The following is a 15,753-nucleotide window of genomic DNA, read 5'->3' as shown; positions in this document are numbered from 1 at the left end:
TGAGGCATTAAGCTAACTCGTACTAATTACCCGTGAGGCTTAACCATACAACGCCAAAGTGGTTTATAAGCGACAGAAGTTAATAGACTAAAGTAGACAAAGAATTTAATAGCTTTTTCCGGATTTAAGAATTAAACAAGGTGACCAACCTCAGCGGTATCGCGAAATCGGTTCACCTTGCGCAAATGGAATGCTCGTGCGATGCACGATGTCATTAAACATTTGCCCCCAGTTTTCCTGGTGACTATAGCGTTTTGGACCCACCTGACCCCATGCCGAACTCAGAAGTGAAACAAAACAGCGTCGATGATAGTGTGGATTACCCATGTGAAAGTAGAACATCGCCAGGGCCAAATTTAATATAAAAATAAAAACTAAAAAACAGTATTTTCCTGATGACCATAGCGTTTTGGAACCACCTGACCCCATGCCGAACTCAGAAGTGAAACAAAACAGCGTCGATGATAGTGTGGATTACCCATGTGAAAGTAGAACATCGTCAGGGCCCAATTAAAGAAACCCATTACATTAATGTAATGGGTTTTTTGCATTTTTAGTTCAATACATCGCGAGATAAACTCGCTCCCACCTCTACATAAGCACAGTGCGACGTGGTAGGCGGTTTACCCGCCGATTTGTATGCATACACATCCAAGTCGAAAACGCTGAAGGCTTTCCCAATCTACAAAGTGATCACCTTCTCGAGATAAACTCGCTCTCACTACAGCATAAGCAAAGTGCAATATGGTAGGAGGTGGTTTATCCACCGATTTGTATATCTATACGTCTAGAATATGCTACTTTCCTTTAGGTACCTAAAGAAGGAGAATTAGCAAATCAAAGTGGCAGTGAAATTGTAAATTTACAACCTCGGTTTAGCTTGCTTGATACGCTAATATTTCCTTTTAATAATTTAACGAGCTCGTTTGTGATCGCAAGGCCTAGCCCTGCATTGTGTTTGCGGTTACTTAGGCTATTTTTGGCCTGAAAGCTAGCGTCGAATATATAGGGAAGATCAGCGGCGCTTATCCCAATGCCAGTATCATTAACACTCACTAAAGCAATATCTTGTTGCTGCTGTAATGTGAGCTGTATTTCGCCACCAGCATCAGTATGTCTGATAGCGTTATCGATGAGGTTTGATAAAATCCTGTCTAATTTCCCGATATCACTGTATACACTAACTTCGCTTGCTTTCGGGCTTATTGAGATGGTTATTCCGCGCCGTTTAGCTTGCAATGTAAATTTAGCCGCAACGTCATACATAAGTTCAAGTAGATTAAAGGGCTCAATATGAAGTTTGGTATGTCCAGCTTCTAGATGGGCGAGTTCAAAAATTTGCGCGATAAGATGATTGAGCTGATTTATATTTTTGCTGGCAATTTTGATGTGTGAAACGATATTTGTGTCACTCGTTTGTTTTTCTATCAGTTCGATGTAACCTTTAAGCGAGGCAAGTGGTGTGCGGAGATCGTGGCTTAGCTGTGAAAGTAGTTCTTTACGTTGTTCATCTTTGAGGTTAAGTGTGGTTAATTGCTGCTGAATTTTATCCAGCATAGCATTGACGCTGCGACCCAGCTGATGGATCTCATCATGTTCTTCGGGCCAATTTATTTGAGCATCACGACTAATATTAAACTGGTTTTGGCTGACATGATCTATATATTGAGTCAGTCTGGACACGGGCTTAGTGATTTTATTAAGTAGTAGCAGGACAACAACCAGCAAAAAGAACAAAGTGCCTAATAACCAACTTACACCAAGCATCACCTTGTCTGAATTTTTTAGTTGCTCAATAATGCTATCGTATTTTGATGAGCCGATGATGATATATAGATAACCCTGCAAAATATCTTGATTAAATACAGGGGCTACAGAGAAAATTTTACTGCCGTTAACGCTTCTCGGATCATCTCCAAATACAGGTAGTTGGCTATTGCTCTTTAGGAGTTTTTTTAAAGGGGTAACATCAATTTGCTGACGTTTAACCTCTCCAGGGGCGGCAGAGTAAGTTAATAACTTACCTTCAGGGGAGACGAAGTAAAACTCGAATGAGGGGCCTAAGATCATCAAGGTGTGAAATAGATTACTCAAACCGTCATAGTCGTACACTCCCTCTTTTATTAGGGGATTATCGTCAACAAGATGGGTTGCAAGTGCGAGGTGTAATTGTTGTTCTGCTTGAGACTTAGAGACTTGAGATAGCGCTTGGGTCCACCAAACAAAAATCGCTGCAATGACAACGAAAGTGACAAATAAGATCAGTGCGAGTTTTTTGTAGAGTGAGAGCTTCATACGCTTTGCCCGCAAAGAGAGGCTGAATTTAATTTGTAACCAACACCCCATACTGTTTCTATCACCGTATTATTTGAAATAGCTTCAAGCTTTGCCCTCAGACGATTAATATGGGAGTTAACGGTATGCTCGTATCCTGAGTGTTGGTAGCCCCATACTGATTCTAATAACTGGGTTCGAGAAAACACGTGATTTGGGTGTTTAGCAAAAAACTGCAGCAGCTCAAATTCGGTTGCAGTAAGGTCTAATCTAACATTAGCCAACGAAATTTCATGACAACAGGCATCGATAACTAAGTTTCCAACTGCAATTTTATCGCGTGGGAAGTCCGCATTTTCAGTCTGCATTGATTGCTTAAGTTGCCTGACATGACGTAGCTGCGCTTTCACCCTTGCTTGCAACTCTCTCGTATTAAAAGGCTTGCATATATAGTCGTCCGCACCAACTTCAAGTCCAATGATCCTATCGATATCGCTACTTTTTGAGGTGACGATGATGACACTACTCATAGGGTAAAGCGCCTTAAGCTCTCGACAAAGGGTTAGTCCATCCATATTAGGTAGCATTAAATCCAGTAAAATCACGGCAAAATCGTTCGCTTTAGCAGCCGATAATACTTGGCTGCCGTCGGCAACATGCGTTACCTCTAAAGCTAACTCCTCTAAATGCACTTGGAGCAATCTCGCTATGTCTAAGTCATCTTCAACTAGCAACACGGTTTCTAACATAAATAGCCCTTTATGAAAGCGCAAACGCCTATGGCAGACGTTTGCGCATAGGCTATTTAATTCTCTCGATAGTGACTGCAAGCAGCGGGTTATCAAATTTATGGATACTAGTGAGCGTTGAACTTTGGAGTCCATCATCACTACCAACTACACCACTGTGCATCGTCACCATGTTGTGATTATCGTTGCGCTCTGCGTTAAAGCCCTCACCGCTGTCTGCTGGGCCTGGTATGGTTCCCGCGGCTTCACTATTCAGCTCAGTGCCAGCATCGTAGGCAAGTGTTCGATACATTTGCACCTCACCTACGGGCAACGCAGAGACGTCTATAGCATTTAGACCGGAGAATCCATCATTGGTATTCACCATCATGGTTAATAGCGATAACTTAAGCTCAGAAAGGTCTGTAGTTTTGATGGAAAGGTTGGTTGTCGCACCGGGGCCTAAAGGTCCATCTGTTGAGACGGATGCTTGTGTCATCTCATCGGCTATAATATCGCTGTTATTTCCGCCCTCTGCAAGTTGCTCTAATGCTTCACTTGCTGGCATGCCGACAGTAAAGTAATGACCAGACTGATGAAGCAGCGCTGCAATTGGTGACATAGGCTGTGCGTGTGTAAGGTTCGTGATAGTGATGGCAAACTCATACTCAACTGGCTCCGGCTCAACCGGAGGCTCTGGCATCACCATATTATTGTCATTGTCTCCACATGCACTGAGTAGGAGCGCAGACATGGCAATTAATGCTAATTTCGCTTTCATAGCTCCCCCCTTATTTTACGGTTATTGTTACTTTTGCCACAGGATTTAACCAACGGTGCACGGTGTTATGCAGATCGCTATTACCGCCGACTTGCTCGTTGTCACCTACGTTGCCTCTGTGAATATGGACCATGGTGTTTTCTTCACTTGCTGTGACGCCAGCTCCTTGAGTGCCAGGAGCCGCACCTGGCGATGCTGGGATCCCTAAAATACCGGGTGCACCAGAGCCTTCGACAACTAATTCATTATTCGCTTCAGTACCTGCATCATAGGCATTAAGGTAAACTTCATAGGTGCCGGCAGCGCTTGGAATAGGCCACGCATTTAATCCTACAAATCCATCATTGGTAGGAAGTAGCATCGCCACAATTGAAAGATGCGTATTTCCTTCACTCGTTGATATCATCGCCATTGTAGAGCCTGCGGGTGCAAGTAGCCCCTCAGCTGGGTTGGCGACCATATTGGCGTTTGAGCTTTCGAGGATTTGTCCTAAAGCTGAAATGTCACCGCCTTCGGCCATGGCTTGCAATGCTTCAGAAGCTTGCTCGCCGAGTTTAAAAAGAGCGGTATCTTGATTATGAGCAGCCACCAGTAAAGGCGTATAGTAAATACCGTGAGTGAGGTTAGTGATTTTTACTTCAAGGTCTTGTGCCAGCGCAGCGCTTGATAAACACGTTGCGACTAATGTTGTCAGGATTTTTGCTTTCATGATGTACTCTTCTTATTAGGATTAACAGTCTCCTTATCATGGCCGCAAGATATTGAGATAGGCTCACGGAGTTATCACGTTTTTATCACAAAAGCGTAGAATACTTATCACAGGGCTCAGAGCAGCTTGGATTAACTTGAAATACGCCTGAACGGTTCTTGTTGATCGAAAACTATCAATTAGTTCTGCAAGGTAGGGATAATGAGGAGTAAAAAACTCCTCGTTACTAGAGAAGCGGGTTAGGGCTTATCGAAATAACTGAGGTTGACGCCAAGCACACTATTGGCATCAGCAAGCGTTACTTTGTCTTTAGTGTTTGGCGAAAAGTTAGGATCGATATATTCCATAATCATTTCATTAGCAATTTTTCGATAGGCGATTTGTATTGCTTCTGAAGAGCTACAGCCTTGGTCTGTTTCAAAGACTTTGCTTAGTGGCGCTAAGCCAAACCCTTTTTGTAGCACTAAATCTGTCGAACGTAATGCACCTTCTACCCAGCCCTGATAATCAGAGTAAGCTTCACCGCAGGTAAATAGATTTGGCAACGGCTCTACTAAACCTTCGATGACGTCTTTATCATTCGCTCCAATCGCCCATTGATGTACACCAAAACCAAATTGAAGATTTTCAGGGACATTGAAATTCACATTCCCTTCCCAAATTCGAGCGCTTGTGAGGGTGGGCTGTGGAACATAATGTGTATTAAAAATGTCTTTAAAGAATTGTGTCGCTTGTCGTACAACCGCTTCCGAGGCTGGAAATATATCACTGGGAATAGATTCAACGAGTTCCGACTCACGAGGGTGATGATAAAGCTCACCTTTATTTTGCAGTGCACTCCAAAAATTAATATTTAAATAATCACAGTAAATAGTCAATGCGGCTGGGCGACTGTATTTAGCTGCTTCTATCCCTTCGAGTTTGTGTTGGGTTTCAGAGTTAGGCTCGGCATGACGCTCGTTATACATAAGCGCGGCTGCGAGTTCATCATCTAAAGCATAAAAGGGATAAACAGAACCTGTTGGTAAATCGGCAAAGTTAGGTCCAAAGCTGACAGCTGGGCGGCCTGTCATGCCGGTTCCCCACCATGCAGTGTCGTAATATAAATTAATCTTCAGGAGCGGTTGGTTGCTTGTGCTTTGCAATGTATCCCATAACGCATCGCGCCGCTGCTTTGGTAGCTGTTTGAATACATCTGACGCTATGAACAACTTTTCAAGCGCGAGCCTTGGCAGCCCTAAAATAAGCTTTTCGGCTTTAAATGTTCCTTCGCTTATCTGTCCGTCTTGCTCGGTTTTGGTGTACTTAAGTACATAAAGATTGTCTGCTTTATCAAAGGCGATGCTATCGATGCTCGTTTGCAGGTAAATCTTCTCTTTACCTATTTTATCCACCAGCGCGTTTGGCAGGGTGCTAAAGCCGTCTTTAAAGGTTCTAAATTCGACATCTGCAGGAAAGTCTTCCAAAAGCTGATAGGCAACCCCCGCATTCATTTTCGATAAGAAGGTGCCATTAAAGCCCAAAACACGATACAGCATGGTGATACATTCTTGGCTATAACCCATATCAGTGAGTAAATCCCACAAAGACCAATTATATAGCGGTTCACCTTGCCATTGACATTGCAGACGGAAATCCTGCCAAAACTCTGGACCGCGAACCTCTGGCCTTGAATCGAACTGTGGATTCACTTGCAAGATACGATTAAAAACAACATTAATAATGTCTTTGGGATTAACACCTTGTTCGTTTGGGTCGAGGTTATAAAGTGCCGACCAAATATGATAGTCGTCTTGTTCAGCATCGTTTACCGAAAAGCTGGTACCGCGAAAGTAGAGCCGGTTATTGCCGCCGCTATTCATGGGGAACGGGACTATCTGATCTTCTAGGCCTAACTTTAGAAAGAGGGCCATTAGGTCATCCATACCCTCAAATAGAAACCGCATACCACCTTGTTCTTCTTTGACTGTAATGGTGCTGTCAGGCTTTGCTCCTGCGCGGTTATCTCTGAAATGGATAAGATCTGAGTCCAATCTTCCACCTGTGCGGTTGCTGCGCTCAAAAATGGCGAAGTCATCAACGTCTGTTTCGCACTGTAATCGCCAAGCGCTATACAAACCAGACATGCCAGCCCCTATCACTGCGACTTTGACTGCTTCTGGAATGGGTTTTTGACTAATGTCTGTACCTATTTTGTAGTGAGTCATGTGAGTTCCTTAGTCGACGATGTCTCACACTTTTGAGGCTGACTGCTTTTATACCAATTGGTATTACTTCCTAGCTCGCTAAGTGATCTTTAACGTATTTATGCACTCCAACCTGTTGAGTGCACTTTCCAAAAATTTGTTGCAACAAGCCAAGTATTGTTTTCTCAACTTGATGCAAAACCCAGTTACTACTTTAGTACACTAGTTAGGTTTGTGTTAATTTTTGCGGTGGTTTTTGCCAAGTGTTTGTCTAAAAAGTACGAATGGCATGAATTTAATAAGTTTTTATTCTCGGCTGAACATTAATTTGAGAGATGGAACACATTTGTTCCATACCGACTAAGTCTTTTAGTGTTCAAAGAGTTTAGCCAACAATTATATGGGGTAAGAAACGGCTAAGATCTTGGGTGATCAGACTTTTATCTTCACGGACACCAATTCCAACTGCTTTATCACCGACAATCCATGAGCCGATGAGCGTATTGAAGCCTGCAAATTTGGGTAAAGGTGAGTAAGCTTGATAAATATAACCTTCTTCGCCATATCCACCTGCAGACTGTGCAAACAGCTGTTGATCTTTTCGGATCTCAATATTCGCGCCTTCACGAGAAAATAGCGGCTTCTTCACATAGCCGGACTCGCTGCTTGCAATTTTATGCTTGTCCTGTTCAAAGTATGCCGGTAACAGATTTGGGTGATTGGGAAAGATTTGCCATAGCAAAGGTAAGATTGCTTTATTAGATAAAATCGCTTTCCTTGGAGGCTCTAGCCATTGCACTTTTGCTTCCGATAATTGTTCGCTATATTCATCTTGAAACATAAATTCCCATGGGTATAGCTTAAACATCCATTGGATTTTCGAATCATCAAGGTCGACAAAGTGTTGGTTATCAAATCCGATATCTTCGATAAAAACTTGTTTCGTTTTGAGTCCAGCTTCCATCGCGCAACTGCGCATATATTGAATGGTGCCCAAGTCGTCAAAGCTTTCTTTGCAGCAAGAAAAGTGTAGGGGAGCACCACGGTAGCATTTATGCAGTTGATAAAAGCGCTCTATCAGCGCTTCTTGAAGGTCATTTAATTGATCCGCATTACGTGGTAACTTACCGGCTTTTACCTGTTCTTCAAGCCACTACCAGTAATCCGTTTCGAATAAGCTGGTGGGCGTGTCGAAATTGGCCTCCAGCAGCTTGGCTGGTGACTTTCCATCGTAACTAAAATCAAAGCGACCATAGAGCGCTTGGTCTCGATGACGCCATGAGTGAGTCACTAATTCCCATTGAGACTCAGGATTAGCAAACGGTTGCAGAAGAGACTCGTCATTACACACTAAATCGACAAGGTGTAAGCGCATTTGGTGGAGTTCGTCACTTGGATCTTCCAAGTCTTGCTCAATTTGCTTTAACGTAAATTGATAATATGCACTTTCGTCTCAATACTTTTCACCATACATAGTATGAAGCTCAAAGCCGTGGGCTTTTGCTTGTTCACGCCAGTGTGGGTGTTCATCAACAGAAATTCTTAACATAAGTGTAAAATCGATCCGTCTAATATCAATTAGCTTAATTAAGCGAATTGGTATTAATCATCATCGTAGGTGAGCTGCTCTAGCTCGCGATGAAGTATATCATCATCTCCCAGGTTAAGTTCAATAAGGCGCTTTAAATGCGTCACACTATCGAGATCGATTTGGCGGCAATGTACACCTAGATGACCTTCTTCAACGTGACGAACCTCTACCTCCATTGTAATTTGAATATCACTACCAGGTAGATAAAAGTTTAAACTTGCAGGGTCGTTTTTAAGTGGCACATAGCCATCGGGCAGGGTGAGTAACGCGCCATTGAGCGACAAATCCAAGATTTCGCAGCTAAAATCACCGCTTGAGGCCATAAACTGTGCCTCGTTTGAAAAAATAACTCTGGAAAAACGTCGACGTTCTTTCATTACTGATCCTAATAGTCCGTATAGGTAAAGAATAGCTTATATCATTGTGCTCGCTACTAACAATGACAATAAATTACGCCGCTTGGATGGGATTGCTACTGCAATTTGATTTGCGACTTGCCTCCACAGTGCGGCATGAATAAAGCTAAGCAAGTATTAAAAAATAAAAAAGGCTCCTAACGAAGAGCCTTAGATTATCTATCGTCGATAGACTAGGGCTTGTTGACCTTTGCTGTTTGATTTTTGTTCTTCTGAGTGTGTTTTGGTCGCGACGCTCGACTTGCCGCCTAGTAATCTAGGCAAAAGTTGAGCAACAATGAACAAAGCGCACTCAGGTCAACCCAAAGGGCAGCGCTTGATTGGCATTTCTACTGCGTTATCGCCAGACTTACGTAGAATGACTACGCTACGCTGGCTCTGCCTTGTATAAATACCAATCAAACTGCTGCAAAAACAAACTTGAAAGATCAACAGGCCCTAATGTTTTAGTTATTAGCCAATCTTCTTATATTTGATACGTTTAGGCTCTGCCGCCTCAGCACCAAAGGTCTTCTTCAACCATTCTTCGTATTCAGTGTAGTTGCCATCAAAGAAGTTGATTTGGCCTTCATCACGGTAGTCTAGAATGTGGGTCGCGATACGGTCTAGGAACCAACGGTCGTGCGAGATACACATAACGCAGCCCGGGAATTCTAAAATCGCATTTTCTAGGGCTCGTAACGTTTCAACGTCTAGATCGTTGGTTGGTTCATCCAGCAACAGTACGTTACCGCCTGCTTTTAGTAGTTTTGCTAAGTGCAGACGATTGCGCTCACCACCAGACAGCTCTTTTACAAACTTTTGTTGGTCATTGCCCTTAAAGTTAAAGCGGCCAACATAGGCGCGGCTTGGTACTTCAAAGTTACCAATTTTAAGAATGTCTTGGCCGTTAGAGATCTCTTGGAATACGGTGTTATTACCGTCCATGTCATCACGGAACTGTTCAACAGTGGCGATTTCAACCGTTTCACCAATAGTGATGTTACCACTATCTGGCTGCTCTTGACCGCTTAGCATTCTAAACAGCGTTGACTTACCCGCGCCGTTTGCACCGATGATCCCAACAATTGCACCTTTAGGTACGTTGAAGTTCAAATCGTCAATCAACAATCTGTCACCGAAGCTCTTACGTAAGTTGCTCACTTCAATCACTTGGTCGCCTAAGCGAGGACCAGGTGGAATGAATAGCTCGTTGGTTTCGTTACGCTTTTGATAGTCGTTTTGCTGAAGCTCGGTAAACTGCGCCATACGTGCTTTAGACTTAGCTTGACGACCTTTTGGATTTGAGCGTACCCATTCAAGTTCTTTTTCAATCGACTTCTGGCGTGCTTTCTCTGATTTTTCTTCTTGCTTCAAACGTGCATCTTTTTGCTCAAGCCATGAAGAATAGTTACCTTCCCACGGAATACCATGGCCACGGTCAAGCTCTAAAATCCAGCCTGCTACATTATCTAGGAAGTAGCGGTCGTGGGTGATCGCTACCACTGTGCCCTCGTAGTCATGAAGGAAGCGCTCCAACCACGCAACCGACTCGGCATCTAAGTGGTTAGTCGGTTCGTCAAGAAGCAGCATATCTGGCTTTTCAAGTAACAGGCGGCAGATAGCAACACGGCGTCTTTCACCACCTGATAGGTGCTCAATTTTCGCATCCCATTCTGGTAAACGAAGCGCATCGGCAGCGCGCTCAAGCGCATTATCTAGGTTGTGACCGTCATGTGCTTGGATGATAGCTTCTAATTCGCCTTGCTCTTTAGCTAGCGCATCAAAGTCAGCGTCTTCCATCGCGTACTCTGCGTACACTTCGTCTAATCGATTCAGGGCGCGTTTTACTTCGCCAACTGCTTCTTCAATCGTTTCACGAACGGTTTTGCTTTCGTCTAGTACAGGTTCCTGCGGTAGGTAACCGATCTTAGTACCAGGTTGCGGACGAGCCTCGCCCTCGAATTCGTTATCCACACCCGCCATAATGCGAAGTAAGGTCGATTTACCTGCACCATTAAGGCCTAAAACACCAATTTTAGCGCCCGGGAAAAAGCATAAAGAAATATCTTTCAGAATAGTGCGCTTAGGTGGCACAACTTTGCTCACCCGCGACATGGTATAAATATATTGAGCCATGAGTTTCCAATCTCTTTTTTAAGTTAGATGTATTTTAGAGAAAGCCTTCCTGTGCTGCAATGTTGTGGACTACATGATATAAAAAATATAAGTTCCTTCGCTAATTAACTTGAGTTGTGGATAGTTAATACCTTTCTAGCAGTCAGTTCCAGTGCAAACGGTGTTTAATTACTAACCAATAGCTATATTGGTTAGCAAATTCGCCTTGCTTATAGGAAGCTGGCACCATAGCGAGAGCAGGATGCGGAAGCGGTGTTTTCCCTAAAATTCTCTGGTTAGACAAGGAGGTAAATTAAGTTGTACTTTAACAACAATGAGTTAGAACATTCCCTATCCAAATCTTAGATTAAGCAAAATATTTTCGTGTTTAAGTTGTAATTCGATGTAATGGTTTAAGTCAGAAATAGCTTCTACACTGCAGTAATGCTTCATGAATTGAACCACTGTAAAAAGGATTACAACATGTCACATCACTGCAATCAAAACCCCATTGTTTCAGCTGCCATATACCCACCCATAGGTGTAATGCGGGTTGGTAACAGCCCTGAAGAATTTTTTATTGGCCCTGAGGTCGATACCGCCATTCCAAGAGATATGAATTACTATCGCGATAGCACGGGGGCGTTGAAGCGCCAAGCCGCGCGTTTTCGTATTTATGGATTGGACGCCGAGGGCAACATCGTTAAAGAACTCACTTGCGACGATGGCGCTTCTATCATTTGGCATGCTCGCTTGGCTAATCAAAAAGCATCTTGGTATGAGTTTCAATTAGCGTTGGATATTCCAGAGGCGGCTGAAGCCGAGCCGAGTTTACTGCGCAACCTCAATGTAAACGACCGTGACAGCTTGCTCATTGATGGTGGGGCGCAGCAGATCAGTGGTATTGCTTCTGGGTGTGGTTGTAGTCGCTTTGAAGGATGCTTTGCCGGTAAAAAAGTGTACTTAGGCGAAATGCGTACCGATGATAAGGGCCGCTTACTTATGCTTGGTGGGCACGGGGTGTCAGAAAATCCTCAAGGCCACGAGGCGATCACGTTCGGTAATAATGAAGGCTGGTACGACGATACTTCGGACGGTCCTGTAACTGCTGAGGTGAAATATCAAGGCAAAGCACTTGATGTGAAACCTGCATGGGTTATTTGTGCGCCACCAGATTACGCACCAATGCAAAAATCTCCGCGAACCATGTGGGATTTAATGCGTCAGGTTGCAGTTGACGCCAAGATGCTACCTGCACCTAAGGGTAAGCCTTCCTTTAGTAAAGACATTCTGCCAATTTTCCAAAGGTTAACCGATTTACAATGGGTTAATGCGGGATTTGCCGCAGGGTTTGGCTGGAATAGCCCCTTTGATTTTACTTCAGAGACTTGGATCAGCCGTTTAAATGACAATTCACGTACATGGCAAGAAGCAAGACGTAATCTCTTTAATAACTTTAGACAGATAGAAAAAGTCACCACGGCGGATGAAAAACATAGTTGGAACCCTAAATTTGCCGCTACCGCACCGCAGTTGTGGCCTTGGTTGTACGGCGATGCGATGAGTGTAGATGCCGATGACTCGCCAAGGCAGTTTGTCACCCTGACAGAAATTCAGTTGAATATGTTACAGCAGTGGTCGAATGGCGAATTTGACTCTGATTACGACCCTTGTTATCGCCCCCCAACCAGCATTGATGAAATTCCGGTTGCTGAGCAACCAGAGATGTTAACTAAAGCGGCGATGGAGTTCTGTTTAGCGGATGCTTTCCACCCTGGATGTGAAATGACTTGGCCAATGCGTACAGCGGGCATGTATAGCGAGGCTTTCCGTCTTAAACATTCAGAAGATACTGCACCGACCCACGGCACCAATTATGGCGTGGAAATGACATCAGAAATCGCGCTGCATTCGAGCGGCCCATTAAAAACGGGGCAGGTTGCTGGTGGCATTACACGTTGGATGGCCATTCCTTGGCAAACAGACACCGCGAGTTGTCGCGATGGCTACAATGAAGCTTACGACCCTTATTTACCGACCTTTTGGCCTGCACGAGTGCCAAATAATATGCTTAGCGAGCAAAATTATCACCGGGTAGTCGATGAAACTAAACCATTTGCAGAGCGACAAGCAGCATTTAATGACCGGGAGCTGTGGCTAAACGATTTGCCGATAGGCCCTTCAACCAACTATATTGAGCAGATCAACAGTATGATCACTGGGTTTGGTCAACTGGCGGTGGTATTACCGAAAACAGAAAAAGGCGTAACTGGTTTTCCAACCACCATGCAAGTAGGATTAACACCAGCCAAAGCGGATCACAAAGCAGAAAAACTGCTGACAGCAAGTCGTAATGAAAGCATGCGAGATTGTCGTCCTGATTTGTCACAAACCGACAAAGCACACCGCCGGAATCGCAAATAATAAGGGCTAATATGGCTGAAAGGAAATCGGATATTGTAATTGTAGGTGCAGGCATTGCAGGATGCATTGCTGCACTTGCCTTGCATCCTCACTACCAGGTGATAGTAGTCGATAAGCTCGCCGTAGCTAAAGACAAAGTGGGCGAGTGTTTACCGCCAGCGGCGTCTAGAATTCTCAAAAAGCTTAATTTGTTGCACTTACTACAAAGCCCGGAACATCTCACTTGTCACGGTATGATTTCGTTTTGGGGTAGTGAATCGCCTACCATAGTGGATAACGTTAAAAACCCCGATGGTTTGGGATGGCACATTCATCGGCAGCATTTTGAACAGCAGCTTCGTGATCAATTAGTGCTTCGTGGTATCCCTTTGTTATCTTCTACAAAGCTTACTGATGTGGTGCAAACACAATCAAGTTGGCAAGTTAGGGTTGAAGGCCGCGACACTGACATGTCTATCACGACAACACTGCTTATTGATGCCACCGGTCGCGCCTGTCATCTGGCGAGGCGACTCGGTGCAAAACTACAACAGTTTGATAAGCAAATGGCACTGTGGCTTACCGCAGAGGTTGCCACGACGAAACAGTTTGCGGTGATAAGCGATGAAGAAAATGGCTGGTGGTATAGTGCGCCGAGCGCGGCATGCTCTTCACTCGATCCTAATATGCAGCCTCGGGTGTTTTCTTGGCAGGCTTGCGCTGATGCGATCAAAAAGTGCAACATCACCAACGCTCAAGATTTTTTAGCCAAAGTAAAGCAGGTGAGGGGATTTAGCACCTTAGTGGACTTGGTGAATATAGAAACAGCATACCTGCGCCCAATGGTAAGTGCAAATTCGGCCCGTTTGGATAGTTGCGCAGCAAAAGGCTGGTATGCGGTGGGTGATGCGAGCATGAGCTTTGATCCGCTCTCTTCGCAAGGTATGTTGCATGCCATGACCAGCAGCATGCAACTTGCGGATATGCTGCTGTTGCACGGTACGGATTACAAACATGGCGCAAAACTATATCAGTCGCAAATGGATAGAGTGTGGATGCGCTACCTTGAGCATCGACAGCACTTTTACGAGGGCTCAAAGTTAATCGGTTAACACTTATTATTACTTGTTTGGATTAAAGAAGTGTTTGGATCGAAAGAATGCGACAACATCTATAGTGGTGAAACCAATACCATTGCTGCTGGCCGTCAGTTGATTGCGATGCTTAAAATGTCTGAATAAATGTTGCCTAGCAGTGGCGGTGAACACTCACTTATTCGCTGCCACCAGTGGAAGCTGAATATGAGCAATTGCACCTTGTGCATCCTTACGATTGGTTAAGCTCAGTTTTCCGTTATGCTGTTCAACGATATTTTTAGCTAAGATGAGCCCAATCCCTTTACCCGCTGCTTTAGTGGTGTAAAAAGGTACAAATAGGTTGTCAGCGTTCTTTATGCCATGCCCTTCATCGAGTACTTCAATACCTGCGAATTTATGATTGTGATACGCTTTGACGTAAACAGCATTGCGCTCACCTCCAGCTTCCAAGGCATTTTTAATCAGGTTTACAAGTGCCTGCTCAAGTAAGCTTTGATCAATTTGCAGCGTAAAGTCCTGTTCAATGGTTAATCTCACGCGATTGTCAAAAAGCCCTACGAGCGGCGTTAGTAAGTCACTTATGGATATCGCTTCTATATGAAGTTGATGCTGTTTTGCAACGCTTGCATAGCGATTAACAAATGACATCAGGCCATCGCTGCGCTGCACAATCACGCCAAGCGCTTGTTCAAAATCGGCTTGATTTTCTTGCGTGGTGGGAATTTCTATCAAGGTTTGAGCAAGTGACTTAATCGGCGAGAGAGAATTATGAATTTCGTGGCTGAGCACTCTGATCATTTTTTGCCAAGCGTCGCGCTGAGCTTGACTGACAACCGCTTGCACATCGGTTAAGATCACTAAGTGCGCCTGCATGCCTGCAATGGTAAGCTCGCTATAGCGAAGTTGCCACTCATCACCTAAGGTGGGGTGGTTAAAGTGCCAATGTCCACTATGATATTCAAGGCTAAACTTATGCGCTTTTAATAAACGCTGGCTTTGCCATGGTTTGCCAATCCAATTTGAGAAGGCTTCATTGGCATGCACCAGTGCAGTGTCGTTATCGAAAATCGCGATGGGGCTGGGCAGTTGTTCAATGAGCCTAAATAGTAATATGGCTTGGTGGTCTCGCTCTGATTTGAATGATTGCAGCTGTTCACACAATTGCTGTGTTTCCTGCTGCAAACTGTGAAGAATGCCTGAGCTGTCAGAGGTGTACAAGCGCTGTCCATACTCTTCGTTTTTAATCGCCTCTATGGTGGTTGAGAGGTGATAAAAAGGTTGTATCAGGCGCTGTTTAAAATGATACAGCAGCAGTGCGAGCGGACAAAGGACAAGGATAAAGTAGGTGATAACACTGAGTGTTGAGACCTCAAGGATGACCATAAAAAAAGCGCTGAGCACGGTGAACAGCAACCAAATAACCAGACAAAAAATCTCGATAGTCTGTTCAAAGTTAGGCTTTTTCATAGGC

The 15,753-nt window shown here is 44.2% G+C and carries 10 protein-coding genes, 2 rRNA genes and 1 pseudogene; 4 read left to right on the top strand and 9 right to left on the bottom strand.

Translation table 11 applies throughout. From position 1 onward, the window contains the following. Positions 1 to 236 precede the first annotated feature (236 nt). Positions 237 to 350: ribosomal RNA gene (gene rrf, locus L3V43_RS19910) — 5S ribosomal RNA — on the top strand. A gap of 41 nt (positions 351 to 391) precedes the next feature. Then, positions 392 to 505, top strand: a 5S ribosomal RNA gene (gene rrf / locus L3V43_RS19905). A gap of 332 nt (positions 506 to 837) precedes the next feature. Here rrf (L3V43_RS19905) and L3V43_RS19900 read toward each other — a convergent pair. From L3V43_RS19900 to ettA, 8 genes and pseudogenes are all read right to left on the bottom strand, one after another. Beyond that, entirely contained in the window at positions 838 to 2,295 is a 1,458-nt protein-coding gene (locus L3V43_RS19900; RefSeq protein WP_235368991.1) for a HAMP domain-containing sensor histidine kinase, read from the bottom strand. After that, positions 2,292 to 3,023 carry a response regulator transcription factor gene (locus tag L3V43_RS19895; protein WP_102056367.1) on the bottom strand — a complete coding sequence of 244 codons (732 nt, stop codon included), beginning with the start codon at positions 3,021 to 3,023 and terminating at the stop codon, positions 2,292 to 2,294. Before L3V43_RS19895 ends, L3V43_RS19900 begins: the two co-directional genes overlap by 4 nt. Positions 3,024 to 3,075: 52 nt before the next feature. Beyond that, the gene (locus tag L3V43_RS19890) at positions 3,076 to 3,783 is read right to left on the bottom strand and encodes a spondin domain-containing protein (protein WP_102056368.1); all 708 of its coding nucleotides are present in this window, start codon (positions 3,781 to 3,783) and stop codon (positions 3,076 to 3,078) included. A 10-nt stretch (positions 3,784 to 3,793) separates the two neighbouring features. After that, complete coding sequence (locus L3V43_RS19885; RefSeq protein WP_235368990.1) at positions 3,794 to 4,492, bottom strand: spondin domain-containing protein; 699 nt, start codon at positions 4,490 to 4,492, stop codon at positions 3,794 to 3,796. Positions 4,493 to 4,731: 239 nt separating this feature from the next. After that, positions 4,732 to 6,699 carry an FAD-dependent L-amino acid oxidase gene (locus tag L3V43_RS19880; protein WP_235368989.1) on the bottom strand — a complete coding sequence of 656 codons (1,968 nt, stop codon included), beginning with the start codon at positions 6,697 to 6,699 and terminating at the stop codon, positions 4,732 to 4,734. Positions 6,700 to 7,063: 364 nt separating this feature from the next. Continuing rightward, positions 7,064 to 8,227 (bottom strand): annotated as a pseudogene (locus L3V43_RS19875) (glutathionylspermidine synthase family protein). Positions 8,228 to 8,280: 53 nt separating this feature from the next. Then, on the bottom strand, positions 8,281 to 8,646 hold the full coding sequence (locus L3V43_RS19870) for a PilZ domain-containing protein (RefSeq protein WP_010378318.1): 366 nt from the start codon (positions 8,644 to 8,646) through the stop codon (positions 8,281 to 8,283). Positions 8,647 to 9,138: 492 nt separating this feature from the next. Next, the gene (gene ettA / locus L3V43_RS19860) at positions 9,139 to 10,803 is read right to left on the bottom strand and encodes an energy-dependent translational throttle protein EttA (RefSeq protein ID WP_010604458.1); all 1,665 of its coding nucleotides are present in this window, start codon (positions 10,801 to 10,803) and stop codon (positions 9,139 to 9,141) included. 462 nt (positions 10,804 to 11,265) lie between these two features. Here ettA and L3V43_RS19855 point away from each other — a divergent pair, with 462 nt between their 5' ends. Continuing rightward, positions 11,266 to 13,206 carry a LodA/GoxA family CTQ-dependent oxidase gene (locus tag L3V43_RS19855; RefSeq protein WP_237117249.1) on the top strand — a complete coding sequence of 647 codons (1,941 nt, stop codon included), beginning with the start codon at positions 11,266 to 11,268 and terminating at the stop codon, positions 13,204 to 13,206. Positions 13,207 to 13,217: 11 nt separating this feature from the next. Continuing rightward, positions 13,218 to 14,297 carry a tryptophan 7-halogenase gene (locus L3V43_RS19850; RefSeq protein WP_237117248.1) on the top strand — a complete coding sequence of 360 codons (1,080 nt, stop codon included), beginning with the start codon at positions 13,218 to 13,220 and terminating at the stop codon, positions 14,295 to 14,297. A 156-nt stretch (positions 14,298 to 14,453) separates the two neighbouring features. Here L3V43_RS19850 and L3V43_RS19845 read toward each other — a convergent pair whose 3' ends face one another. Then, entirely contained in the window at positions 14,454 to 15,749 is a 1,296-nt protein-coding gene (locus tag L3V43_RS19845; protein WP_237117247.1) for an ATP-binding protein, read from the bottom strand. Between the last annotated feature and the right edge of the window lie 4 nt (positions 15,750 to 15,753).

The organism is Pseudoalteromonas sp. L23 (genome assembly GCF_021728455.1).
Lineage (GTDB): Bacteria > Pseudomonadota > Gammaproteobacteria > Enterobacterales > Alteromonadaceae > Pseudoalteromonas.
Note: the sequence above shows the minus strand (reverse complement) of the source record. Positions and strands in the feature narration are given on the sequence as shown.